The following is a 24,215-nucleotide window of genomic DNA, read 5'->3' as shown; positions in this document are numbered from 1 at the left end:
GGGTAGGGCTGCGCCGCGTACGGGTCGGGCGAGCCGTAGCCCGGGGGTGAGCCACCGGGAGCGGGTTGCGGATAGGTGGGGTGCTGCCCGTACGGCGGTTGTCCGTACGGGGGCTGCTGGTCGTCGCGATCGTTCCTGAAACCGGCCACGAGTACGAACGTACCGCGTCTCGGCGGTGGGAATGCGCCGGAGGGGTCGAGATGAGCCTCGCCCGTCGCCGCGAGCGCGGTGTGGACGTTCCCCAGGCCCGCTCGACTCCCCCGGCAACCCGCCCTCCGCCCGGTCGCGGCGATCATGACATGCCCGAACGGGCGGGACAAGGGCGCTATCCGGCCGGTTCCGGAGCGGGTTCAGGGGCGGAAGCGGGTGCCTTGGCGTCCCCGTTGTCCGGTTTGCGGACGGATTCGAGGAGGAGTTGGGCGACGTCCACGACCCTGAGGTCGTCCTTGATCGCGCCCGCGGTGTCGGCGGCCTGCTTGCCGTTGACCGAGTCGGTCAGCATGACGAGGCAGAACGGGCAGGCGGTGGAGATGATGTCGGGGTTGAGCGAGAGCGCCTCGTCGACGCGTTCGTCGTTGACGCGCTTGCCGATGCGCTCCTCCATCCACATGCGGGCGCCGCCGGCGCCGCAGCAGAAGCCGCGCTCCTTGTGGCGGTGCATCTCCTCGTTGCGCAGGCCGGGGACGCGGCCGATGATCTCGCGTGGCGGGGTGTAGACCTTGTTGTGGCGGCCGAGGTAGCAGGGGTCGTGGTAGGTGATCAGACCCTCGACGGGGGTGACCGGGAGCAGCCTGCCGGCGTCGACCAGGTGCTGGAGCAGCTGGGTGTGGTGGATGACCTCGTAGTGGCCGCCGAGCTGGGGGTACTCGTTGGCGATGGTGTTGAAGCAGTGCGGGCAGGTGGTGACGATCTTCTTGGCGGCGGCCTCGTTGAGGGTCTCCACGTTCTGCTGGCCGAGCTGCTGGAACAGGAACTCGTTGCCCAGGCGGCGGGCGGAGTCGCCGGTGCACGACTCGTCGCCGCCCATGATCGCGAAGGAGACGCCGGCGATGTGCAGCAGTTCGGCGAAGGCCTTGGTGGTCTTCCGGGCGCGGTCCTCCAGGGCGCCGGCGCAGCCGACCCAGTAGAGGTACTCGATGTCGGTGAGGTTCTCGACGTCCTGGCCGACCACGGGGATGTCGAAGTCGACCTCCCGGGTCCACTCCAGGCGCTTCTTCTTGGCCAGACCCCAGGGGTTTCCCTTGCGTTCCAGGTTCTTGAGCATGGTGCCGGCCTCGCTGGGGAACGAGGACTCGATCATCACCTGGTAGCGGCGCATGTCGACGATGTGGTCGACGTGCTCGATGTCGACGGGGCACTGTTCGACGCAGGCGCCGCAGGTGGTGCAGGACCAGAGGACGTCGGGGTCGATCACGCCGTTCTGGTCGGCGGTGCCGATCAGCGGGCGCTCGGTGGTCTCGTTGCTCTCGCCGGCCAGCAGGTAGGGCGCGGTGGCGTGTGCGTGGTCCCGCAGGGACATGATCAGCAGCTTGGGCGAGAGCGGCTTGCCGGTGTTCCAGGCGGGGCACTGGGACTGGCAGCGGCCGCACTCGGTGCAGGTGGAGAAGTCGAGCAGGCCCTTCCAGGAGAAGTGCTCGATCTGGGAGACACCGAACTGGGCGTCCTCGTCGGGGTCCTCGAAGTCGATGGGCTGGCCGCCCGAGGTCATGGGCTGGAGTGCGCCGAGGGCGGCGGCGCCGTCGGCGTTCCGCTTGAACCAGATGTTGGGGAAGGCCAGGAAGCGGTGCCAGGCGACGCCCATGTCGGTGTTGAGGCCGACCGTGATGGCCCAGACCATGGTGGTGCCGAGCTTGATCAGGGCAACGAGGTAGACCAGGTTCTGCAGGGCGCCGGTGGACAGCCCGTCGAAGGCGGCGACCAGCGGGTACGTGACGAAGTAGGACGCCTCGTAGCCGGCGACGTGGTGCAGGGCGCCCTCGAGGCCGCGGAGCAGCAGGATGCAGACGCCGATGGTGAGGATGACGTACTCGACGAAGTAGGCCTGCCAGGCGGTGGAGCCGGCGAACCGGGACTTGCGGCCGGCCCTGGAGGGCAGGCTGAGCTGCCGGATGACGATCAGGGCCGCGATGCCGAGGGTCGTCATCAGCGCGATGAACTCGACGTACATCTCGTAGGGGACGAACCCGCCGAGCACGGGGAGCGTCCAGTCCGCCCGGAAGAGCTGGCCGAAGGCCTGGAGGATGGTCAGGCCGAGGGTGAGGAAGCCGATCGCCACGAACCAGTGCGCGATGCCGACGGGTGCCCAGCGGTTCATCCGGGTGTGACCCACGAACTCGCGGGCCAGGGTCAGGGTGCGCTGGCGGGGGCTGTCGGTGCGCTGTCCCTTCGGCACGGGCTGGCCGAGGCGGAGACGGCGGACGATCTCCACGACGGCCCGGCCGAACAGCGCGACGGCGACCGCGGTGAGTACCAGCGTGACGACGATCGCGACGAGTTGCATGACGGCGGCTCCTCGGCGAGCGGACGGGGCGGGGCCGCGGCCCGGCTGGCTGCCGGGGCGACGAGGGCTTGCAAGATAGCTCAGCGAAATCCTACTGGAGGGTAACTTCACCTGGCCAGCGGATCGACTTCAGCCCTGTCGGCCGCCTCGGCCGCCCGTCAGCGGGCACGGCTTGACTTCAAGTTATGTTGAGATACCAGCCTGACCCGTGCACGGGAAGCGTGTCCGGGAAAGGGGACGTACGCATGGAGCGGGAACGACGTGAGCTGGCCGTCGCGGTGATCGGTGGCAGCGTGAGGGCGGGCAGGTTCGGGCCGGCGGTCGCGGCCTGGACCGCGGATCAGGTGCGGCGACGATCCGACATGACGGCGGACGTCGTGGACGTGGCGGAGGCGGAGCTGCCGTTGGACATGGGCGGGTACGGCGCGGACCCCACCCCGGGGCCGTTGGCGCCCAGGCTGGCCGCGGCGGACGCCTTCGTCGTGGTCACCCCCGAGTACAACCACAGCTATCCGGCGGCGCTCAAGAACGTGATCGACTGGCACCGCGGGGAGTGGCAGGCCAAGCCCGTCGCCTTCGTCTCCTACGGCGCCATGTCCGGCGGTCTGCGGGCGGTCGAGCACCTGCGGGTCGTCTTCGCCGAGCTGCACGCCGTCACCATCCGGGACACCGTGAGCTTCCACAACGCCTGGGAGCGCTTCGACGCCGCCGGCCGGCCGGTGGACACCGAGGGGTGCGGGCGGGCCGCCAAGGCGATGCTCGACCAACTCGCCTGGTGGGGTCATGTGCTCCGCGACGCCCGGGCGACCCGCCCGTACGCCTCGTGAACGCCCGGGCGGTCGCCGGCGTCATCGTGCTCGGCGCGCTGACGACGGTCCTGGACACCACGATCGTCAACGTCGCGCTGAACCCGCTGGCCCGCGAGTTCGACGTGCCGCTCACCACCATCCAGTGGATCGCCTCCGGCTACACGCTCGCCCTGGCCGCGGTCATCCCGGCCACGGCCTGGGCCATGGGGCGGTTCGGCAGCCGGCGCCTCTACCTGATGGCCATGGGCCTGTTCACGATCGGCTCGGGCCTCGCCGGGCTGGCCTGGAACGCGGAGTCGCTGATCGGCTTCCGGGTGCTCCAGGGGCTCGGCGGCGGCATGGTGATGCCGGTGGGCATGGCGATCATCATCCGGGTCGCCGCCCAGGAAGGCAGGCAGGGCGCCATGATGTCGCTGCTCGGGCTGCCCATCCTGGTGGGGCCGGTCGCCGGGCCGGTGCTCGGCGGCTGGCTGGTGGACGAGATCTCCTGGCGCTGGATGTTCTTCATCAACCTGCCGATCGGGCTGCTCACCGTGGTGCTGGCCCGCCGGATCCTCCCGCCGGACGCGCCGCGGCCGGGCCGCCGGCTCGATGTGCCGGGGCTGCTGATGCTCTCGCCGGGGCTCGCCGCCGTGATCTACGGGCTGACCCGCGCCAGTGAGGGGACGGACGGACTCGGCAGCCCCACGTCGTTCCTGCCGGTGGTCGCGGGGATCGCGCTGGTGACCGGATTCGTGGTGCGGGCGCTGACGGTCGACGAGCCGCTGCTCGACCTGCGGCTGCTGCGGCGGCGGCCACTGGCGGTCGGGGCCGTGACCTCGCTGCTCTTCGTCACCGGCTACTTCGGGTCGATGCTCCTGGCGCCCATGTACTACCAGGACGTGCGCGACACCTCGGTGCTGGTCTCCGGGCTGCTGTGCGCGCCGCTCGGGCTGGCCGCCGGAACCATGATGCAGGTGGCCGGCCGGCTGATAGACCGGGTCCCGCCGCGGCTGATCGTGCTGCCCGGGGTCCTGCTGGCGGCGACCGGGCTCGCCGCCTTCGCCGCCCAGGCCGGGCCGGACACGCCCTACCTCCGGCTGGGGATCGCCCTGGCGGTGACGGGGACCGGGGTGGGCATGGTGATGATGCCGAACATCGCCGCGGCCACCCGCGCCATCTCCGCGGCGGACGCGCCGGCCGCCTCCACCCTGCTCAACATCACCTCACAGGTTGCCGGGGCCATCGGCCCCGCGATGATCTCCATGGTGTTGGCCGGGCAGCTCTCCGCCTCGTCCCGAGCCGGTGATCCGGCCGCGCTGGCCGGTGGCTACCAGCACACCTATGTCTGGGGCGTACTGGTCATGGCCGCCGCGGCGCTGCCGGCGCTGCTGATCTCCGGGCGGCCCCCGGAACCGGTCGCGGGAGACGGGCCCGTCGACCGGCCGGTCGACGTCCGATCGAGGGAAGTCGCGGACAAATAATCCCAAAAGCCTCCAATGGGCCTCCGGTGCGCGCACGATGGACCGACATCGAGCGCGCACCGGAAGGCTGGGCTGTCGTTTGTTCGCACACACGTCACGCGGTCATGGAGTGCTGTGGTGGCTGCTTCTCGCCTTCGGCGCGCTGCTCGCCATCGCGGCCGGTACCGCCCTGTGGGCCTTCCACTCGCTGGAGGGCAACATCCGCACCGACCACGCCGCGACGCGCGAACTCGACGCGCACGCCGCGGAACGGCCCCACGCGGGCACCGGAAAGGCCAGGAACGTCCTCGTGATCGGCGAGGACTTCGGCTCGGGCACCGGAAACGCCCGCTCCGACACGGTGCTGCTGCTGCACCTGTCCGGCGACGGCGAGCGGGCCGAGGCCGTCAACGTGCCGCGCGACATCGTCGTGGACATCCCCGGCTGCCGCACCCCCGACGGCACGACCAGCGAGCCGCAGCACGCACAGTTCAACTGGGCGTTCCAGTTCGGCGGGGCGGCCTGCACAATCCGCACCTTCGAACAGCTGGCCGGGGTCCGCGTCGACCACCACGTCGTCGTCGGCTTCGAGGGCTTCGCGGACATCGTGGACGCCGTCGGCGGGGTGGAGGTGGAGCTCGCCCAGGACGAGCACGACCCCAACGTGGGCCACGACCTGAGCGCCGGCCGCCACCTGCTCGACGGCGAGCAGGCACTCGCCTACGTCAGGGCCCGGGTCTACGTCGGCGACGGCAGCGACCTCAACCGGCTCCTACGGCAGCAGGAGTTCCTCGGCCGCGTCTACGAGAAGGTGACCACCCAGGGCACCCTCGCCAACCCGGCCAAGCTCTACCCAGTGCTGGCCGCGGTGACCTCGTCGATCACCGCCGACCCCGGGCTCGACTCGCTCGACGCGCTGTCCGCCCTGGTGGCCGATCTGCGGGCGGTGCCGGACCGCGGCGTCACCTTCCACACCGTGCCCACGGTGCCCCACCCCGAGCGACCCAACCGGCTGACTCTCGACCAGCAACTCGCCGACGAGCTCTTCGCCGACCTGCTCGCCGACCGGCCGCTGCCGGAGCGGGCCTGAGCACCCGTCGGAGCACGGGGCCCGGCCGTCGGCCGAGATGCGTGCTCCCGACGCCCGTGCTGGCATGGAGAGGTGATCATCACCATTGTGGGCACGGGCAGCATGGCCCGTGGCATAGCGACCCGCGCGCTGGCCGGCGGGCACACGGTGCGGCTGGTCGGCCGCTCCGCCGAGCAGGCGGCCGCCCTCGCCGACGAACTGCGCCGGGCGGCTCCCGGCGGTGACGACGACGTGCACCAGTCCGACGCGATCGCCGTCGAGGACGCGGACCTGGTGGTGCTCGCCGTGCCCTACCCGGCCGGCCGAGAGGTGGCCGCCGACTACGGAACCGCCCTGACCGGGTCCGTCGTCGTGGACATCTGCAACCCGGTGGACTTCTCCACCTTCGACTCGCTGGCGGTGCCGGCCGGCACCTCGGCGGCCGAGGAGATCGCGGCCGAGGCCGCCCCCGGCGCCCCGGTGGTGAAGGCCTTCAACACCACCTTCGCCGCGACCCTGTTGTCAGGCCAGGTGGCCGGACAACCGCTGGACGTACTGATCGCGGGCGACGACGAGGACGCCAAGCGAGCCGTGGCCGAACTGGCCGCCTCCGGCGGCCTGCGGCCGCTGGACGTGGGACCGCTACGCCGCGCCCGGGAGCTGGAGGCATTCCAGTTCCTTCACATGGCGGCCCAGGAGCGACTCGGCCTCAACTGGTCGAGCGCCGTCAAGATCCTGCCCTGAGGGCCGGACCTCGGGAGTTCGCATGTGGGTTCGCCGGATCGCCCTGTGGGCCGCCGCCATCCTGCCCATCGCCAGCCTGGTGACCTGGGACGCGCCGCCGTTCGTCGGCGGAGCCACGCCGCCGGCCGCCGCCGAGCGCTCGTTTCCGGCCGTGGAGCGGCCCACGGCCGCGCCCCCCGTCGTCACGCGCGCGAGCTGGGGTGCCGACGAGGAACTGCGCACCGAGCCCGTGACCTACACCGGGGCCGCCCGGGCCGTCTTCGTGCACCACACCAACCACCCGGACGACTACGACTGCGCCGACGTGCCGGAGCTGCTGCGAGGCATGCAGCAGGACCACGTGCTGTGGAAGGGCTGGGACGACGTGGGGTACAACTTCGTGGTCGACCGCTGCGGCACCATCTACGAGGGCCGCGGCGGCGGAGCCGACCGCTTCGTGCAGGGAGCGCACACCACGGGCTTCAACGCGGACAGCGTGGGTGTCGCGGCGCTCGGCGACTTCGGCACCGAGGGCAGCGTGCCCGCGGTGCTGGTGTCGGCGATCGCCAAGATCGCGGCCTGGAAGCTGCGGCCCGGCACCGATCCGCGGGGCGAGGTGCGGATGGTCTCCACCAACGACGACAGCCGGGTGCCGGCCGGCGACCCGGCGGAGCTCGACGTGATCTCCGGGCATCGCGACATCGTGGAGACCTACTGCCCGGGCGACGTGCTGTACACCAAGCTTTCCGAGATCCGCGCGGAGGCGGCCCGGCTGCGGAGCGCCGCGCATGGCTGAGCGTGCGCGGCGCCCGACCGCCGCGCCCCGGGCCGGCTCGGCCGCGGCGCCCGGCCGGGGCATCGGCTGCGGTGCCTCCTTGGAGCGCGGGCCGCGCGCCGGTGACGATGACGGCATGAGCGCCCCTCCGAGACGGCTGCTGCCCGGGCGCCCGGCGGCCGCGCGGCCGGCGCCGCCGTGACGCTGCCTCTTCCGGGCCCGCTGCCCGGTGCCGGGCCCGCCCAGGTGCTGCCGCGCTGGCTGCGCCTGCTGCCGGCCGCGCTGCTGATCGGCACGGCGGTCGCCCAACTGGCCGAGCCGCGCTCCCAGCAGTTCGGCTACCTGTTGTCCGCGCTTCCTCCGCTGACGGGGCTGATCTACGGACCGGGGCTGACGACGGTGCTCGGCGCCGCGGTGGTGGTGCTGCTCGCGCTTCCCGTGACCCGCCCCGGGCACGTCTCCGGGGGCGACCTGGCCGCGGTTGCGGCCATCACCGTGTTCAGTGTGCTGGTGTCGTGGCTCAGGGCGCGCTACACCCGCGACCTGGTGGTGTTCCGCAGTGTCGCGGAGGCCGCCCAGCGCGCGGTGCTTCCGCCGCTTCCGGAACGGGTGGGACCGGTGCGATGCGCCGGGCTGTACCGCGCCGCGCAGCGCGGGGCGCTGGTCGGCGGGGACCTCTACGACGTGCGGGCGGGGCCGCGCGGTGTGCGGGCGCTCGTCGGGGACGTGCAGGGGCACGGAGTCGCCGCGGTGGGCACCGTGGCCTCGATTCTCGGAACCTTTCGGGAGGCGGTGCTCGACGAGGCGGGGCTCGAGGGCGTGGCGGCGCGGCTCGACCGGCGGCTGCGGCTCGAGGCGGGCGACCGGGCCGAGCTGTTCGCCACGGCGCTTCTGCTCGAGTTTCCTCCGGGCGGGGCGTTGGTCCGGGTCGTGAGCTGCGGGCATCCGCCGCCGCTGCTGCTCCGGGACGGCGCGGTGCGCGAGCTGACCGCCGCGCCGGGACCGCCGCTCGGGCTCGGGGTGCCCGGCGCGGGCGCGCCGCGGCTCACCGCCGTCGAGCTCGCGGCCGGCGATCTGCTGCTGGGCTTCACGGACGGGGTGACGGAGGCCCGGGGGCCGGACGGCGCGTTCTACCCGCTGCTCGACCGGCTCACCAGCCGGCTCGGGGCGGACGGTGGGCTGCCGCCGAGCGCCGTGGTGGACTTCGTCTGGCGGGATGTCACGACCTTCGCCGAGGAGATCAGGGACGACGTGGCGCTCCTCTGCCTCAGCCTGGACTCCGAACCAGACACGGACACGGGCTCGGATCCGGATGTCGAGGGTGAGGTGGCCTTGGACGCGGGTTTGAAGAACTCTCATGGTCACGCAGAGTAATCGATTGAGTGTAAGGCCAGGATAAGAGTTGAGTCGGGTTCGCTCAGGTCATTTGACTGGAGGTGTCGGCTGAGGCAGTCTTGAGCCAGTTACGCTCAAGCCAGCGACGTCAAGCAGTCGGAGGAAACCGAAATGGCACGTGCGGTCGGCATCGACCTGGGTACGACGAACTCCGTCGTCAGTGTTCTCGAAGGCGGTGAGCCCACCGTCATCACCAACGCCGAGGGCGCCAGGACCACGCCGTCCGTTGTGGCCTTCGCGAAGAACGGCGAGGTGTTGGTCGGCGAGGTGGCCAAGCGCCAGGCCGTCACCAACGTGGACCGGACGATCCGGTCGGTCAAGCGCCACATGGGCACCGACTGGAAGATCGGCCTGGACGGCAAGGACTTCAACCCGCAGCAGATGAGCGCCTTCATCCTGCAGAAGCTCAAGCGGGACGCCGAGGCGTACCTGGGCGAGAAGGTCACCGACGCGGTGATCACCGTCCCGGCGTACTTCAACGACCACGAGCGCCAGGCCACCAAGGAGGCCGGCGAGATCGCCGGCCTGAACGTGCTGCGGATCGTGAACGAGCCGACCGCGGCCGCCCTCGCCTACGGCCTGGAGAAGGACGACCAGACCATCCTCGTCTTCGACCTCGGTGGCGGCACCTTCGACGTCTCGCTGCTCGAGATCGGCGACGGCGTGGTCGAGGTCAAGGCCACCAACGGCGACAACCACCTCGGCGGCGACGACTGGGACCAGCGCGTCGTGGACCACCTGGTCCGCCAGTTCGCCAACGCGCACGGCGTCGACCTCTCCAAGGACAAGATGGCCCTCCAGCGGCTGCGCGAGTCCGCCGAGAAGGCGAAGATCGAGCTCTCCTCCTCCACCGAGACCACGATCAACCTGCCCTACATCACGGCCTCGGCCGAGGGCCCGCTGCACATGGACGAGAAGCTCACCAGGGCGCAGTTCCAGCAGCTGACCTCCGACCTGCTGGAGCGCTGCAAGACCCCGTTCCACAACGTGATCAAGGACGCCGGCATCCAGCTGTCCGAGATCGACCACGTGGTGCTGGTCGGTGGCTCGACCCGGATGCCCGCCGTCGCCGGTCTGGTGCGTGAGCTCACCGGCGGCAAGGACGCCAACAAGGGCGTCAACCCGGACGAGGTCGTGGCCATCGGCGCCAGCCTCCAGGCCGGTGTGCTCAAGGGCGAGGTCAAGGACGTCCTGCTGCTCGACGTCACCCCGCTGTCCCTCGGTATCGAGACCAAGGGCGGCATCATGACCAAGCTGATCGAGCGCAACACCACGATCCCGACCAAGCGCTCGGAGATCTTCACCACGGCCGAGGACAACCAGCCGTCCGTGCAGATCCAGGTCTACCAGGGCGAGCGCGAGATCGCGGCCTACAACAAGAAGCTCGGCATGTTCGAGCTGACCGGCCTTCCGCCGGCGCCGCGTGGGATCCCCCAGATCGAGGTCACCTTCGACATCGACGCCAACGGCATCATGCACGTCTCCGCCAAGGACCTCGGCACCGGCAAGGAGCAGCGCATGACCGTCACCGGAGGCTCCGCGCTTCCGAAGGACGACATCGAGCGGATGATGCGCGACGCCGAGCAGTACGCGGAGGAGGACAAGCGCCGCCGCGAGGCCGCCGAGACCCGCAACCAGGCCGAGCAGCTGAAGTACACCACGGAGAACTTCCTCAAGGAGAACGGGGAGAAGGTCCCCGGCGACGTCAAGACCGAGGTCGAGACCGCCATCGCCGAGCTGGCCGAGCAGCTGAAGGGCGAGGACACCGCGGCCATCCGTGAGGCGTCCGAGAAGCTGGCCGCCACCAGCCAGAAGCTCGGCCAGGCCATGTACGCGGACGCCCAGGCGTCCCAGGCCGCCGGTGGCGCGGCGCCGGGTGGGGCGCCCGGCGCGCAGGGTGCCGACGAGGACGTCGTCGACGCCGAGATCGTGGACGACGACAAGCCGAAGGGCGGTGCCGCGTGACGCAGGACCCGCAGGGCTTCGACAAGGAGCCTGAGGTCCCCGACGCCGAGGCGGCGAACCAGGACGTGCCGGCCGAGTCCGCCGCCGAGTCCCCCGAGCGGGCCGGCGGGGACGCGGCGGCCGGGGACGCGATCCCCGAGCCGTCGGCGGTCGACCTCCAGGACGTGGCGCTGACCGCTCAGCTCGACCAGGCTCGCTCGGCGCTGAACGAGCGCACCCAGGACGTGCAGCGGCTCCAGGCGGAGTTCCAGAACTACCGCCGGCGTGTCGAGCGCGACCGGATCGCCGTCAAGGAGGTGGCGATCGCCAACCTCCTTACCGAGCTGCTGCCGGTGCTGGACGACATCGGTCGCGCGCGGGACCACGGCGAGCTGCTCGGCGGCTTCAAGCACGTCGCGGAGTCGCTCGAGATGGTGGCGGCGAAGATGGGCCTCGCCCAGTTCGGCAAGGAGGGCGAGCCCTTCGACCCAATGATCCACGAGGCCCTCATGCACAGCTACTCGCCGGACGTCGCGGAGACCACGTGCGTGCAGATTCTCCAGCCGGGGTACCGAATCGGCGACCGGACGATTCGCCCGGCCAGGGTCGGAGTGGCCGAGCCGCAGCCGGGCAAGCCCGCCGACCAGGACGAGAGCGCGCCCGAGAAGGACAACGGCGGTGGCCCTGACGAGGGCTGACGCCACGGTGGTGGGGAAGGAGGAACGCCGGGGATGAGCACCAAGGACTTCATCGAGAAGGACTACTACAAGGTCCTCGGCGTTCCTCGTGACGCCACCGAGGCCGAGATCAAGAAGGCGTACCGCAAGCTGGCCCGGGAGAACCACCCGGACGCCAACAAGGGGGACGCGCGCGCCGAGGACCGCTTCAAGGACGTCTCCGAGGCCTACGACGTGCTCGGGGACGCGAAGCGGCGCAAGGAGTACGACGAGGCACGCGCCCTCTTCGGCAACGGCGGCTTCCGGCCGGGGCCCGGTGCCGGCGGTCAGTTCAACTTCGACCTGGGCGACCTGTTCGGCGGCCCGCAGGGCACCGGTCCTGGCCCGGGCCCCGGCGGGGCTGCCGGTGGCTTCGGCGGCGGCATCGGGGACGTGTTCGGCGGCCTGTTCAACCGGGGCGGCGCGGGCACCCGCACCAGTCCGCGCCGGGGCCAGGACATCGAGTCCGAGGTGACCCTCAGCTTCACCGAGGCGGTATCGGGGGCCACCGTTCCGCTGCGGATGTCGTCCAGCGCGGCGTGCAAGGCGTGTTCCGGCACCGGTGACAAGAACGGCACACCGCGGGTCTGCCCGACGTGTGTCGGCACCGGCCAGGTCAGTCGCGGCGGCGGGGGCGGCTTCTCGCTCACCGACCCGTGCGTGGACTGCAAGGGGCGCGGCCTGATCGCCCAGGACCCGTGCTCGGTCTGCCGCGGCAGCGGGCGGGCCACGAGCTCGCGCACCATGCAGGTGCGTATCCCGGCGGGCGTCGACGACGGTCAGCGGATCCGGCTGCGTGGCAAGGGCGCGCCCGGCGAGCGCGGAGGGCCCAACGGCGACCTGTATGTCGTCGTCCATGTGGACGAACATCCGATATTCGGCAGGCGAGGTGACAATCTCACCATCTCCGTGCCCGTCACCTTCCCGGAGGCGGCGCTGGGTGGTGAGATCAAGGTGCCGACGCTCGGTGGTCCTCCCGTCACCCTGAAGTTGCCACCGGGTACCCCGGCCGGCCGCACCATGCGAGCGCGTGGCAAGGGCGCGGTGCGCAAGGACGGTTCCCGGGGCGACCTGCTGGTGACGATCGAGATCGCGGTGCCCCGCGATCTGGGTGACAGAGCGCGCAACGCCTTGGAGGAGTACCGCGCGGCAGCAGAGGGCGAGGATCCTCGGGCAGGGCTGTTCGAGGCCGCGAAGGGAGAGTAAGAGATGGACGGCCGGCACGGACCGAGTAGTAACTCCTATGGGAACCCCTACGAGCTGACCGAGGACACGCCGGTATACGTCATCTCCGTCGCGGCGCAGCTCTCCGGGCTGCATCCGCAGACTCTCAGGCAGTACGACCGGCTCGGGCTGGTCTCGCCGGACCGTACCGCCGGCCGCGGCCGGCGGTACTCGGCGCGCGACATCCAGCTGCTGCGGGAGGTGCAGCGGCTCTCCCAGGACGAGGGCATCAACCTCGCCGGGATCAAGCAGATCATCGCGCTGCAGACCCAGGTCGCGACGCTCCAGGCGCAGGTGGCCGAGCTCCAGGCGGCCGTGGAGGGCGCCGCGTCGGCGATGCGCCAGCGGGAGGCGCAGGTGCACGCCTCCTACCGGCGTGACCTGGTGCCCTATCAGGACGTCAGGCAGTCCTCGGCGATCGTCGTCTGGCGGCCCGACCGCGGGCGCTGACCGAACTGACCGCCGGCCGGTCACCACCGACGGCCGTGCGGCACCTCGGCTTCGGCCAATACCTCCCGAGCGCCGACCCCTCGGCGGGCGGTGGGGAGTCCGCGGCGGCTACGGCTGTCGCTCTCGCTCGCGGGTGTCATGACCGCGCGCCTTCGCCAGGGCGGTGGCGAGCGGCGGGAGCACGAGGGCGGTGAAGGCGATCGCGTAGAGCCAACCGGCGAGGATGTCGGTGGCCCAGTGCACGCCGAGGTAGACCCGGCTGGCGCCGACCAGCACGGCCCAGACGGCTGGCAGGCCGTACGCGACGGCGCGGGGTAGGTGGCGCGACAGCACCAGGGCGAAGCCGATGGCGATCATGCCGGACGTGCCGGCGTGACCGGAGGGCATCGACGGGTTGTCCGGGTGGGTGAGCCAGTCGGCGACCGGAGGCCGGGGACGGCCCAGCCAGTTGACCAGCAGCCAGCGGAACAGCATCCCGACCAGCAGGGTGCCGAGCCCGACCACCGCGCCCAGCCACCATCGGCGCGGCATGGCCAGCGCGCCGGCGATCGCGCCCAGGACCATGGCGGGAGGGCCGCTTCCGGTGTCGGTGATCGCCTTGAAGGTGGTGGTCCAGGTGGGGCTTCGGTGGTCGACGGCCCAGTCGTGCAGCCTGGAGTCGAGGGCGAAGGGTGCGCCGTCCCTGACCGCCACGGTGATCATGAGCACGGCCAGCGCGGCGGCGGCCAGGGCGGCGATGACGAGCGTTCGGCGGGGCATCGTTCCCATCGTAACGAGCCCCGCCGAAAGCCCGGTTGGTCAGTGTCCCGACCAGCCGAGCCGCACGTCGGCCGCGCGGACGAAGCCGATCCGGTGGCCGAGCTGGATCTGGTAGTACTCCTCGCCGCGCACCACCTGGTGGTCGGCGGGGTCGAAGGTGACGGCCCGGTAGTACTCGCTGTCGGTGCGCAGCCCGACCGCGTACTCCTGGTCGGCCGGGATCTCGTAGGCGAGCGGCACCACCGACTGGACCGGGACGTCCGCCGGGTAGGCGGTGGCCTCCGGGTAGGCGCGGCCGTAGACCGGGATGGTGGTCGCGCCCGGCCTGCCCGTGACGACCGGGCCCCGGGAGTTGACGGCGGTCGGCGCGTCGGCCGGGTTGTGGAACCAGGCCTTCTGGCCGAGGTACCAGATGGCCGTCCAGTCGCCCTCGCGGTCGGCGACCGCGAAGGTCTGGCCGGCCGAGGCGCGGGCGCCCACGTCGTTCACGCCGGTCGAGGACGCGCCGCCGCTGCCCGGGTGGGTGGCGATGTCGCGGACCAGCGGCGCGTCGGGGCTCGGGGCGGTGTACAGCCGGACGGCGCCCGAACCGTGCGGCTCGCACGGGGTGCCGGTGCCGCCGCAGTTCACGTAGGAGGGGGTGTTGGTGTCGTAGTCCGGCGCGATGGTGACCAGGCCGCCGCGTGGGCCGGCCGTGGCGTGGAGGGGGGCGCCGAGCAGGTCGAAGTAGTGCGACCAGTCCCAGTAGGGGCCGGGGTCGGTGTGCATGCCGGAGACGTTGGCGTTGGTCGGGCCCTGGACGTTGTCGTGGCCGACGATGTGGTGCCGGTCGAGCGGGATGTCGTACTCGCGGGCCAGGTACCGCACCAGGCGGGCCGAGGTGCGGTACATCGCCTCGGTGTACCAGGCGTCGGGATCGGTGAGGAACCCCTCGTGTTCGAGGCCGATCGACTTGGCGTTGACGTACCAGTTGCCGGCGTGCCAGCCGACGTCCCTGGTGCGCAGGTGTTGCGCGATCTGGCCGTCCGAGGAGCGCAGGCTGTAGTGCCAGGAGACGTAGGTCGGGTCCTGCACCAGGTCGAGAGTGGTCTCCCAGGTGGCCTCGGTGTCGTGGATGACGATGTAGTCGACGTCCTGGGAGTTCGGCCGGTCGGCGAGGTCGTGGTTGCCGTAGTCGCCGTCGCCCAGCTCCTGGTAGGGGGCGGGGATCCAGTCGCAGGCCACGCTCCGCGGGCACTCCACCTCGGGGTCCCGACCCTGGCTCGGCAGCCCCAGCGCGTCGACGGTGGCGGTGTCGGGCGTGATGTCGGCGGGGGCCAGGGTCACGCGCTGGCCGCTGTCGGTGACGCGGGTGGCGCCCGTGGCGATCAGGTCGTAGACGTCGTCCGCGAAGACCTGGGCGGCCTCCCGGGTCTCGGCGCCCGCGTAGCCGGCGACGGCGGCGTACCAGTCGGCGGGGTCGTCGCTGGGCGGGCCGCCGAGCTCGCGTTGGGCCTGGGCGAGGAGCGCGGCGCCGCCGGCGACGTTGGCGGCCTCGCTGGTGCGGAGCTCGTCGGCGGGGATTCCGGTGAGGTCCGCGGCGCGCGGCAGGGTGCGCGCCGCGGGCGCGCGCACCGCGGCCTGCTCGGCCACGGCAGCGGCCGTGATCGCGGTCGCCGTCTCGGCCCGGGCGCCCGCGGCGGCGGCCGGAACCGGGCGGGAGTCGTCGCCGCGCGGGTCCTCGGCACCGTCCGTGTGGTGGCCGTGGCCGGCGGACTCGGCCAGCGCGGTGGCCGCGTCCGTCAGGTGCATCGGGCCGTAGCCGCCGGAGACGCTTGCGGCGCCGTGGTGGCCGTCCCAGCGTGACTCGAGGTAGGCGACGCCGAGCAGCACGCTCTCCGGCACGTCGTACCGGTCGGCGGCCTCGGCGAAGGCGGACTGCAGCGCCGTGTCGTCGGAGTCCGCGGCGGCGGGTGGGCCGGTCAGCAGCAGGGGCAGGGCGACGGCCGCGGCCGCGCTGGCAGCCACGGTGATGGTACGGGTTCGGGGTGCTCGTCCTCGCAAGTCGGCCTCCGGAGGTAGTGGGCATGGGCATGCTCGTGGTGCCGGATAGCGTCGTCAATGCGCCCCGGATATCCGGGAGTTGCACGTCAGGGTGGGGGGTGAGCGGTTTCGCCATGACGAGTGTGTCGCCTGCGGTGCGGCAGTGGTCCACACCGGTGGCGCGCCGGCGCGCTTTGCTGGATCTTTACCGGTCGGCGGTCCGGCGCCGCCACTCCATCGGCTGACGGCGGCTGGACAGGCCCACCGCGCGGCTTCCAGGGTGTCCGTATGAAAACTCCGCTGCTGTCGATCCTCGCCGCGGTCTCGCTGGCCGGGCTCTCCGCGCCGCCGGCGGCCGTGGCCGCCGAGCGGTGGGACGGCGGCACGGTGGCCACGGTGGGCAAGATCATCTGGGACGCCGGCGGCGGGCGGCTCGGCCTCTGCTCGGGCGCCGTCGTGGACGCGCCCAACGGCAGCGTGGTGGCCACCGCCGCGCACTGCGCGCGGACCAGGGAGAACCCGGATCCGCCGCGCGAGGCGTGGTTCGTGCCCGGCTACGACCATGACGACGACAGCTACCGGGAGGACGGCTGGCGGATCGCCTCCTGGCACACCCCGGAGGGCTGGGACGTCACCCGGGAGACGGTGGAGGTGCTGCCGCACGACTACGCCTTCCTCACGCTGGCGAAGAAGGACGGCAGGACGGTGCAGGAGGCGTGGGGCGCCAACCGGCTGGTGTTCGAGCCGGTGGCGGAGGGGCGTCGGGTCGCGGTGCTCGGCTACCCGGCGGTCGATCCCTACGACGGGGAGTCCTTGCGCTACTGCGAGGGCGACACGGACGTGCTGGGCCCGGGCGAAGCCCAGGAGCCCAACGTGGGCGGCCTCGTGCTCGACGACTGCGATCTGACCGCCGGTTCGAGCGGCGGGCCGTGGATCCAGGACTTCTCGGCGGACGGCCAGTCGGGGACGGTGGTCGCGGTGATGTCGGTGGGCAGCGCCGACGGGCACGTGGTGGGCCGGCCGTTCCCGGAGGAGGCGCGGGAGCTGTTCGCCGCGGCGGGTGGCTGAGCGGGTCGGAGGAGGTCGCCGGTGTCCGGCGCGAAGCCGAAGACGGCCGGCGGCGGGAGGGCGTCGCCGAAGCGGGCGGAGGCGACGTCCCCGTGGTCGCCTCCTGGGCGCCCCTGGTCGGCTCGCCGAACGGGTTGCCGGTGTCGTGGCCGTGATCCGCCAGGAGCCAGAGCGGAATGCCGCCCTGGGCGTAGGCGTGCCGCTTGCCGATCCGGCCGAGCCCGGCCCTGCCGCCGGTCACCGCCCTCTCCGTGACCGGCGGTCAGTCTTTCCGGGGGGTGGCGCGACAGGGAAGGCGTCAAGATCCTCTTCACTCGAAAGGGGGTAGGCGAAGGAGTGGACGAATTGTGGGTTGAGTGGCTTAGACTCAACTTATCGCACGTTGTTGGTAGCAGTTACAGGGAGGCGGCGCGGAAGTGAACGGGGAGCTCACCAACCGAAGCCGGGAGGCGATCAGCGCGGCCAACGATCGGGCGCTGGCCGACGGTCACCCGGACATCACTCCGGCTCATCTGTTGCTCGCCCTGCTCTCCGGGCAGGAGAACGAGAACATCCAGGACCTGCTCGCGTCCGTCGACGCCGACCAGGCCGCGCTCCGTTCCGGCGCGGAGCGGGTGCTCGGCGGGCTGCCGAGCGTCCAGGGCTCCTCCGTCGCCAAGCCCCAGCCGAGCCGGGAGACGCTGTCCGTCCTCTCGGACGCCGCGCAGCGCGCCAAGGAGCTCGGCGACTCGTTCATCTCCACCGAGCACCTGCTGATCGGCCTCGCGGCGCGCGGCGGGGCCGTCGGGGAGCTCCTGGCCCGCCAGGGCGCCACCGACAGGAAGCTTCTTGCCGCGTTCCAGCGCGGCCGCGGCGGGCAGCGCGTCACCAGCCCCGATCCCGAGGGCACCTACAAGGCCCTGGAGAAGTTCGGCACCGACTTCACCGCCGCCGCCCGCGAGGGCCGGCTCGACCCGGTGATCGGGCGTGACCACGAGATCCGCCGCGTGGTGCAGGTGCTCTCCCGCCGCACCAAGAACAACCCGGTGCTGATCGGCGAGCCCGGCGTCGGCAAGACCGCCGTCGTCGAGGGCCTGGCCCAGCGCATCGTCAAGGGGGACGTCCCCGAGTCGCTGAAGAACAAGCGGCTGGTCTCGCTCGACCTCGGCGCCATGGTGGCCGGGGCAAAGTACCGGGGCGAGTTCGAGGAGCGGCTGAAGTCCGTCCTCGGCGAGATCAAGGAGAGCGACGGCCGGATCATCACCTTCATCGACGAGCTGCACACGGTCGTCGGCGCGGGCGCCGGCGCCGACTCGGCGATGGACGCGGGCAACATGCTGAAGCCCATGCTGGCCCGTGGCGAGCTGCGGATGGTCGGCGCCACCACGCTCGACGAGTACCGCGAGCGCATCGAGAAGGACGCGGCGCTCGAGCGGCGCTTCCAACAGGTGCTGGTGGCGGAGCCGGGCGTGGAGGACACCATCGCCATCCTGCGTGGGCTCAAGGGCCGTTACGAGGCCCACCACAAGGTGCAGATCGCCGACGGCGCGCTGGTCGCCGCCGCCGCCCTCTCCGACCGGTACATCACCTCGCGCTTCCTGCCCGACAAGGCGATCGACCTGGTGGACGAGGCCGCGTCCCGGCTCCGGATGGAGATCGACTCCTCGCCGGTCCAGATCGACGAGCTCCAGCGCTCCGTCGACCGGCTGAGGATGGAGGAGATGGCGCTGGCCGGCGAGTCGGACGTCTCGTCCCGGGGGCGGCTCGAGCGGATCCGGCGCGAGCTGGCCGACCGCGACGAGGAGCTGCGCGGCCTCACCGCCCGCTGGGAGAAGGAGAAGGAGAGCCTCAACCGGGTCGGCGAGCTCAAGGAGCGCCTCGACGAGACGCGTGGCCTGGCTGAGCGTGCCCAGCGCGACGGCGACTTCGAGACCGCTTCCAAGCTGCTCTACGCCGAGATCCCGGCGCTGGAGCAGGAGCTGGCCGCCGCCTCCGAGGCGGAGGCCGAGGCGGCCGGGTCCACCATGGTCAAGGAGGAGGTCGGCCCCGACGACATCGCCGACGTCGTCTCCGCCTGGACGGGAATCCCGGCCGGCCGGCTGCTGGAGGGCGAGACGGAGAAGCTGCTGCGGATGGAGGAGGAGCTCGGTCGGCGGCTGATCGGCCAGACCGAGGCCGTCCAGGCCGTGTCGGACGCGGTGCGGCGCAGCCGCGCCGGGGTCGCCGACCCGGACCGGCCCACCGGCTCGTTCCTCTTCCTCGGCCCCACGGGCGTCGGCAAGACGGAGCTCGCCAAGGCACTGGCCGACTTCCTCTTCGACGACGAGCGGGCCATGGTCCGCGTCGACATGAGCGAGTACAGCGAGAAGCACTCGGTGGCCCGGTTGGTCGGGGCGCCGCCCGGCTATGTGGGGTACGAGGAGGGCGGCCAGCTCACGGAGGCGGTCCGCCGCCGCCCCTACACCGTGGTGCTGCTGGACGAGGTGGAGAAGGCGCACCACGAGGTCTTCGACATCCTGCTCCAGGTGCTGGACGACGGGCGGCTGACCGACGGCCAGGGACGCACGGTCGACTTCCGCAACACCATCCTCATCCTCACCTCCAACCTCGGCAGTCAGCATCTGATCGACCCGCTGGCCAAGCCGTCCGAGCAGCGGGAGGAGGTCCTGGCGGCGGTGCGGGCCGCCTTCCGGCCCGAGTTCCTGAACCGGCTCGACGACCTCGTGGTGTTCAGCGCGCTGACCGGCGGCGAGCTGGGCCGGATCGCCCGGCTGCAGATCGACGCCTTGCAGCGGCGTCTCGACGACCGGCGGCTCACGCTGGAGGTCACCGAGCTGGGGCTGCGCTGGCTGGCCGACGAGGGCAACGACCCGGCGTACGGCGCCCGGCCGCTGCGGCGCCTGGTGCAGACGGCGATCGGCGACCCGTTGGCCCGGCGAATCCTGTCCGGCGAGGTGCGGGACGGCGACACGGTCCGGGTGGACGCGAGTCCGGACGGGGGGCTGCGACTGGATGTCGCCGAACGTGACTGACCGCGCCGTGCCGACGGGCCTCGGTGGGTGGCCGGGCTCGCGGGCCGTGCCACTGGTTGCCATGTCCCGGGAGTGATGGGGGAGGATGGGGAAGCCTTCGAAACCCTATGAAGGGACTTATCCCGTGTCTGTCGACCCGTCCGCAATCCCGAACTTCGGGGGCCAGCCCGGCCGCCAGTCCGGCGGCCAGCAGTCCGGCGGCCAGCAAGGCGGCCAACCGCAGCAGGCGCGCAAGCCGGCGGGGCCGATCATGCCGAACAAGGAGCTGATCAAGCAGCTGCTCGACCGGATGAAGCTGAAGTACGTGGAGGACAAGCAGGGCGACCTGGTGGCGCCCTGGAAGGACTTCCGCACCTACTTCCTGTTCCGCGGCGAGGAGCAGCAGCGGATCCTGTCGGTGCGGACCTTCTACGACCGCCCGCACACCATCGACGACAAGCCGCGGCTGCTGGAGAGCGCCAACGAGTGGAACCACACCACGCTCTGGCCCAAGGTCTACACGCACACCAACGACGACGGCTCGGTGCGGCTGATCGGCGAGGTGCAGATGCTGATCGGGGCCGGCGTCGGCTTCGACCACTTCGTGGCGAGCCTGGTCAGCTGGGTCCGGGCCTCGGTCGAGTTCGACCGGTGGCTGGTCGAGCGCCTCGGCCTGGAGAAGGACGCCGAGTCCTCCGAGCAGCAGGACACGAACGACGGCGACGATGACGCCGAGGGCGGCGCCGGGGGCGGTGCCGCGTGATCGTCGCGTTCTCGGTGACGCCCGTCGGCGCCGGCGAGGACGTCGGGGAGGACGTCGCGGCGGCCGTGCGGGTGGTCAGGGAGAGCGGGCTGCCGCACCGCACCGACGCGATGTTCACCTCGATCGAAGGTGAGTGGGACGAGGTGATGGCGGTGGTGAAGGCCGCCGTCGAGGCCGTGCGCGAGCGGGGCGTGAGCCGGGTCAGCCTGGTGCTGAAGGCCGACGTGCGGGACGGCGTCACCGACGGCCTGACGGCCAAGGTCCGGCGGATCGACGAGCTTCTCGAGGGCTGAGCGCCCAGAGCGCCGAGAGTGCCGAGAGGTTCCCGCCTCCCCGGCTTCCCACCCCGCGACCCGGCCGGGTCGCGGGGTGGGAAGACCGGTCAGGCGGCGGGGGCGGCCGTGGCCGCCTCCTCGGGGAAGTGGCAGGCCACCGGGTGGGCCGTGCCCCGGTCCTCGAGCACGGGCTCCTCGGTGGCGCAGATGTCCTGGGCCTTCCAGCAGCGGGTGCGGAAGCGGCAGCCGCTGGGGGGCGACAGCGGGCTCGGCACGTCCCCGGTCAGCACCGTGCGCCGGCGCGCCCGTTCCCGCTTCGGGTCGGCCAGCGGGGCCGCCGACAGCAGGGCCTGGGTGTAGGGGTGGCTCGGGCGCTCGTAGACGTCCTGCCTGGTGCCGGTCTCCACCACCTTGCCCAGGTACATCACCGCGACCCGGTCCGAGATGTGCCGGACCACCGACAGGTCGTGGGCGATGAAGACGTAGGCGACGCCCAGCCGGTCCTGGAGGTCCTCCAGCAGGTTGACGACGCCCGCCTGCACCGACACGTCGAGCGCCGACACGGGCTCGTCGAGCACCAGCAGCTTGGGGTCGAGCGCCAGTGCCCTGGCGATGCCGATGCGCTGCCGCTGGCCGCCCGAGAACTCGTGCGGGTAGCGGTTGCCGTGCTCCGGGCTCAGGCCCACCAGTTCGAGCAGCTCGGCCACCCGTGCCTTGCCGCCGTCGCGCCAGACGCCCTGCACCTTCAGCGGCTCGGCGACGATGTCGTTCACCGGCAGCCTGGGGTTGAGCGAGGCGTACGGGTCCTGGAAGACCATGCCGGCCTTCCGCTGCACCGGCCGCAGCTGGGTCGCCGACAGGCCGGTGATCTCCTGGCCGTCGAAGGTCACCGAGCCCGAGGTCGGCTTGATCAGCTGGAGCAGGGCCCGCCCGGTGGTGGACTTGCCACAGCCGGACTCGCCCACCACGCCCAGGGTCTCGCCCGCCGCGACGGAGAACGACACCCCGCTGACCGCCTGCACCTGCCCCACGATCCGGCGGAACAGCCCGCCGCCGCGCACCGGGAAGTTGACCACCAGATCGGTGACCCTCAACAGCTCGGGTGCGGACGCAACGTCGGTCTGCGTGCTCATCGGGCCTCCTCTGGGCCGGGCGTGTGGAAGAACGCGGTGGCGTCCTCGGCCTCGGCGAGGGTGTCGCTGTGGTGGCAGGCGGCCAGATGGCCCTCGCCCACGGCCGCGAGCTCCGGCTCGCCTGACCGGCACTCGTCGGTCGCCAGCGGGCAGCGCGGCGAGAACGGGCAGCCGGCCGGCAGGTGGATCAGCGAGGGCGGCGTGCCGCCGATCGGCCGCAGCCGTCCGTCCCGCTCGCCCTCCAGGGAGGGGATGGAGCCGAGCAGCCCCGCGGTGTACGGCATGCGAGGCTCGTAGAACACCTGGTCGGTCGAGCCGACCTCCACCGGCTTGCCCGCGTACATCACCAGGGTGCGGTGCGCCATGCCGGCGATCACGCCGAGGTCGTGGGTGATCATCAGGATCGCCGCGTTGACCTCGTCCTTGACCTCGAGCAGCTTCTCCAGGATCTGCGCCTGGACGGTGACGTCGAGGGCCGTGGTCGGCTCGTCGGCGATGATCACGTCCGGGTCGTTGATGATCGCCATCGCGATCATCACGCGCTGCCGCATGCCGCCGGAGAACTCGTGCGGGTAGGACCGCAACCGTCGGTCGGCCTGCGGGATGCCGACCAGGTCGAGCATCTCCTTCGCCCGGCCCAGTGCCTGCTTGCGCGGCACCAGGTGGTGCGCGAGCACGGCCTCGGCGAGCTGGTCGCCGATCGAGCGCACCGGGTTGAGCGAGGTCATCGGGTCCTGGAAGATCATCGCGATCTTCCGGCCGCGCAGCGAGCGCTGGTCGTTGGGCCGCATCGTCAGCAGGTCCTGGCCGCGGTAGCGGATGCTGCCGCGGATCCGCGCGTTCTTGGGCAGCAGGCCCATCACGGCCATCGACGAGACCGACTTGCCCGAGCCCGACTCGCCCACGATGCCAAGCACCTCGCGGGCGTGCAGCGTGTAGCTGATGCCGCGGACGGCCCGCACCACGCCGTCGTCGGTCGGGAACTCGACGGTCAGGTTCTCGACCGTCAGGATCTCCTCGTCCGCCGGCGGTCGCGAGTCGGCCAGGGTCCTGGCCGCGTGCACCTCCTCGGCGGCCTCGATGACGTTGGCGGCCGTCTCCGGCACGCTCGGCGCGGGGGGCACAGGTGGGGTTAGGGAAGACATCAGTCACGCACCCGGGTCTGTCGGGGGTCGAAGGCGTCACGCAGCCCGTCGCCGATGAAGTTGATCGACAGGGCGATGCCGATGATGAAGGCGCCCGGCCAGTAGAAGAGCCAGGGCCGCACCGTGAGCGCCGTGCGGTAGTCGCTGATCAGCCGGCCGAGCGAGGTGTCGGGCGCCTGCACGCCGAGCCCCAGGAAGGAGAGCGCGGTCTCGGTCAGCACCGCGCTGGCGATCATCAGCGTCGCGGAGACGATGATCACGCCCATGGTGTTGGGCAGGATGTGTTTGAAGATGATCCGCCGGGAGCGGGTGCCCACCGAGCGCGCCGCCTCCACGTACTCCTTCTCGCGCAGCGCCAGCACCTCGCCGCGCACCAGCCGGGCGATCTGCGTCCACAGGCACAGGCCGAGGAAGACCGCGAAGATCACGATGCCGCGCCCGGCGACGATGACGCCGATCAGTCCGGCGATCAGCAGGGTCGGGATGGCGATCACCACGTCGGTGATCCGCATCAGCACCGACTCGGTCCAGCCGCGGAAGTAGCCGGCCACCGCGCCGACCAGGGTGCCGACCAGGGTGGCGACCAGGCCGGTGAGGAGTGCGATCACCAGCGACACCTGGGTGCCGCGCATGGTGAGCGCGAAGTAGTCGCGGCCGATGTTGTCCTGGCCGAAGGGGTGTTCGCCGAGGTGGAACCCGCCGCCGCCGAGGAACTCGGGCAGCACGGACAGGGTGGGCCGACCCGCCGCGACCACCTGACCGGTCTCCGTCGGGTCCTTGTCCCACCAGCCGGGGATCGGCCCGGCGCCGATCGAGGAGACGGCGAGCGTCACCACGATGAAGAACAGGATCATGCCCGCCAGGGCACCGCGGTGCCGGAGGAACCGGCGCCTGACCAACTGGCCCTGGGAGCGGGCGACGATGGACATGCCCTGAGCGGCGTCCGCGGCCGCGCCGGCGGCTGCCGGGGCCTTCGCCGTCCCGGACGGCTCTGCGTTCTGCGTCGTCATGGC

At 71.8% G+C, this 24,215-nt stretch carries 20 protein-coding genes; 14 read left to right on the top strand and 6 right to left on the bottom strand.

From position 1 onward, the window contains the following. Positions 1-325: 325 nt before the first annotated feature. The gene (locus E1283_RS01720; RefSeq protein WP_132815790.1) at positions 326-2,500 is read right to left on the bottom strand and encodes a (Fe-S)-binding protein; all 2,175 of its coding nucleotides are present in this window, start codon (positions 2,498-2,500) and stop codon (positions 326-328) included. 245 nt (positions 2,501-2,745) lie between these two features. Here E1283_RS01720 and E1283_RS01715 point away from each other — a divergent pair, with 245 nt between their 5' ends. From E1283_RS01715 to E1283_RS01670, 10 genes are all read left to right on the top strand, one after another. Continuing rightward, a complete protein-coding gene (locus E1283_RS01715) occupies positions 2,746-3,327 on the top strand; it encodes an NADPH-dependent FMN reductase (RefSeq protein ID WP_132815788.1) in 582 nt (193 codons plus the stop codon). Further along, a complete protein-coding gene (locus E1283_RS01710) occupies positions 3,324-4,772 on the top strand; it encodes a DHA2 family efflux MFS transporter permease subunit (RefSeq protein WP_165955973.1) in 1,449 nt (482 codons plus the stop codon). The genes E1283_RS01715 and E1283_RS01710 overlap by 4 nt, the downstream gene beginning before the upstream one ends. A gap of 109 nt (positions 4,773-4,881) precedes the next feature. Beyond that, complete coding sequence (locus E1283_RS01705; protein ID WP_132815784.1) at positions 4,882-5,841, top strand: LCP family protein; 960 nt, start codon at positions 4,882-4,884, stop codon at positions 5,839-5,841. A gap of 72 nt (positions 5,842-5,913) precedes the next feature. Then, complete coding sequence (locus E1283_RS01700) at positions 5,914-6,564, top strand: NADPH-dependent F420 reductase (protein WP_132815782.1); 651 nt, start codon at positions 5,914-5,916, stop codon at positions 6,562-6,564. Between the two features lie 22 nt (positions 6,565-6,586). Then, positions 6,587-7,339, top strand: a complete 753-nt coding sequence (locus tag E1283_RS01695; protein ID WP_132815780.1) for a peptidoglycan recognition protein family protein — start codon at positions 6,587-6,589, stop codon at positions 7,337-7,339. A 177-nt stretch (positions 7,340-7,516) separates the two neighbouring features. After that, positions 7,517-8,692, top strand: coding sequence for a PP2C family protein-serine/threonine phosphatase (locus E1283_RS01690; RefSeq protein ID WP_243744535.1), 1,176 nt, complete (start codon positions 7,517-7,519; stop codon positions 8,690-8,692). Positions 8,693-8,824: 132 nt separating this feature from the next. Then, positions 8,825-10,678, top strand: a complete 1,854-nt coding sequence (gene dnaK, locus E1283_RS01685; protein ID WP_132815778.1) for a molecular chaperone DnaK — start codon at positions 8,825-8,827, stop codon at positions 10,676-10,678. Further along, positions 10,675-11,355 (top strand): nucleotide exchange factor GrpE, encoded by a 681-nt coding sequence (grpE, locus tag E1283_RS01680; RefSeq protein WP_132815776.1) that lies wholly within the window; start codon positions 10,675-10,677, stop codon positions 11,353-11,355. The genes dnaK and grpE overlap by 4 nt, the downstream gene beginning before the upstream one ends. Positions 11,356-11,388: 33 nt before the next feature. Then, positions 11,389-12,579 (top strand): molecular chaperone DnaJ, encoded by a 1,191-nt coding sequence (dnaJ, locus tag E1283_RS01675; RefSeq protein ID WP_132815774.1) that lies wholly within the window; start codon positions 11,389-11,391, stop codon positions 12,577-12,579. 3 nt (positions 12,580-12,582) lie between these two features. Continuing rightward, positions 12,583-13,047 (top strand): heat shock protein transcriptional repressor HspR, encoded by a 465-nt coding sequence (locus E1283_RS01670; RefSeq protein ID WP_132815772.1) that lies wholly within the window; start codon positions 12,583-12,585, stop codon positions 13,045-13,047. A 108-nt stretch (positions 13,048-13,155) separates the two neighbouring features. Here E1283_RS01670 and E1283_RS01665 read toward each other — a convergent pair whose 3' ends face one another. Next, positions 13,156-13,806, bottom strand: coding sequence for a phosphatase PAP2 family protein (locus E1283_RS01665; RefSeq protein ID WP_165955972.1), 651 nt, complete (start codon positions 13,804-13,806; stop codon positions 13,156-13,158). 39 nt (positions 13,807-13,845) lie between these two features. After that, on the bottom strand, positions 13,846-15,813 hold the full coding sequence (locus tag E1283_RS01660; RefSeq protein WP_132815768.1) for an N-acetylmuramoyl-L-alanine amidase: 1,968 nt from the start codon (positions 15,811-15,813) through the stop codon (positions 13,846-13,848). A 303-nt stretch (positions 15,814-16,116) separates the two neighbouring features. On the opposite strand from E1283_RS01660, the gene E1283_RS01655 reads away from it, so the two are divergent. The 4 genes from E1283_RS01655 to E1283_RS01640 all read left to right on the top strand — a co-directional run bounded on the left by E1283_RS01655 (position 16,117) and on the right by E1283_RS01640 (position 20,942). Continuing rightward, complete coding sequence (locus E1283_RS01655) at positions 16,117-16,896, top strand: trypsin-like serine peptidase (protein WP_132815766.1); 780 nt, start codon at positions 16,117-16,119, stop codon at positions 16,894-16,896. 416 nt (positions 16,897-17,312) lie between these two features. After that, positions 17,313-19,907, top strand: coding sequence for an ATP-dependent chaperone ClpB (gene clpB / locus E1283_RS01650; protein ID WP_132815764.1), 2,595 nt, complete (start codon positions 17,313-17,315; stop codon positions 19,905-19,907). Positions 19,908-20,031: 124 nt separating this feature from the next. Next, the gene (locus E1283_RS01645) at positions 20,032-20,649 is read left to right on the top strand and encodes a YbjN domain-containing protein (protein ID WP_132815763.1); all 618 of its coding nucleotides are present in this window, start codon (positions 20,032-20,034) and stop codon (positions 20,647-20,649) included. Then, positions 20,646-20,942 (top strand): MTH1187 family thiamine-binding protein, encoded by a 297-nt coding sequence (locus E1283_RS01640; protein ID WP_132815761.1) that lies wholly within the window; start codon positions 20,646-20,648, stop codon positions 20,940-20,942. Before E1283_RS01645 ends, E1283_RS01640 begins: the two co-directional genes overlap by 4 nt. An 89-nt stretch (positions 20,943-21,031) precedes the next feature. On the opposite strand, the gene E1283_RS01635 is transcribed toward E1283_RS01640, so the two are convergent. The 3 genes from E1283_RS01635 to E1283_RS01625 all read right to left on the bottom strand — a co-directional run bounded on the left by E1283_RS01635 (position 21,032) and on the right by E1283_RS01625 (position 24,212). After that, positions 21,032-22,057 (bottom strand): ABC transporter ATP-binding protein, encoded by a 1,026-nt coding sequence (locus tag E1283_RS01635; RefSeq protein WP_132815759.1) that lies wholly within the window; start codon positions 22,055-22,057, stop codon positions 21,032-21,034. Continuing rightward, positions 22,054-23,139, bottom strand: coding sequence for an ABC transporter ATP-binding protein (locus E1283_RS01630; protein WP_425086121.1), 1,086 nt, complete (start codon positions 23,137-23,139; stop codon positions 22,054-22,056). Before E1283_RS01630 ends, E1283_RS01635 begins: the two co-directional genes overlap by 4 nt. 62 nt (positions 23,140-23,201) lie before the next feature. After that, entirely contained in the window at positions 23,202-24,212 is a 1,011-nt protein-coding gene (locus tag E1283_RS01625; protein ID WP_132815756.1) for an ABC transporter permease, read from the bottom strand. Positions 24,213-24,215 lie beyond the last annotated feature (3 nt).

It is taken from the genome of Streptomyces hainanensis (assembly GCF_004348415.1).
In the GTDB taxonomy this organism is placed as follows: Bacteria; Actinomycetota; Actinomycetes; order Streptomycetales; family Streptomycetaceae; genus Streptomyces; species Streptomyces hainanensis.
This window is presented reverse-complemented; position numbering and strand designations above follow the sequence as displayed.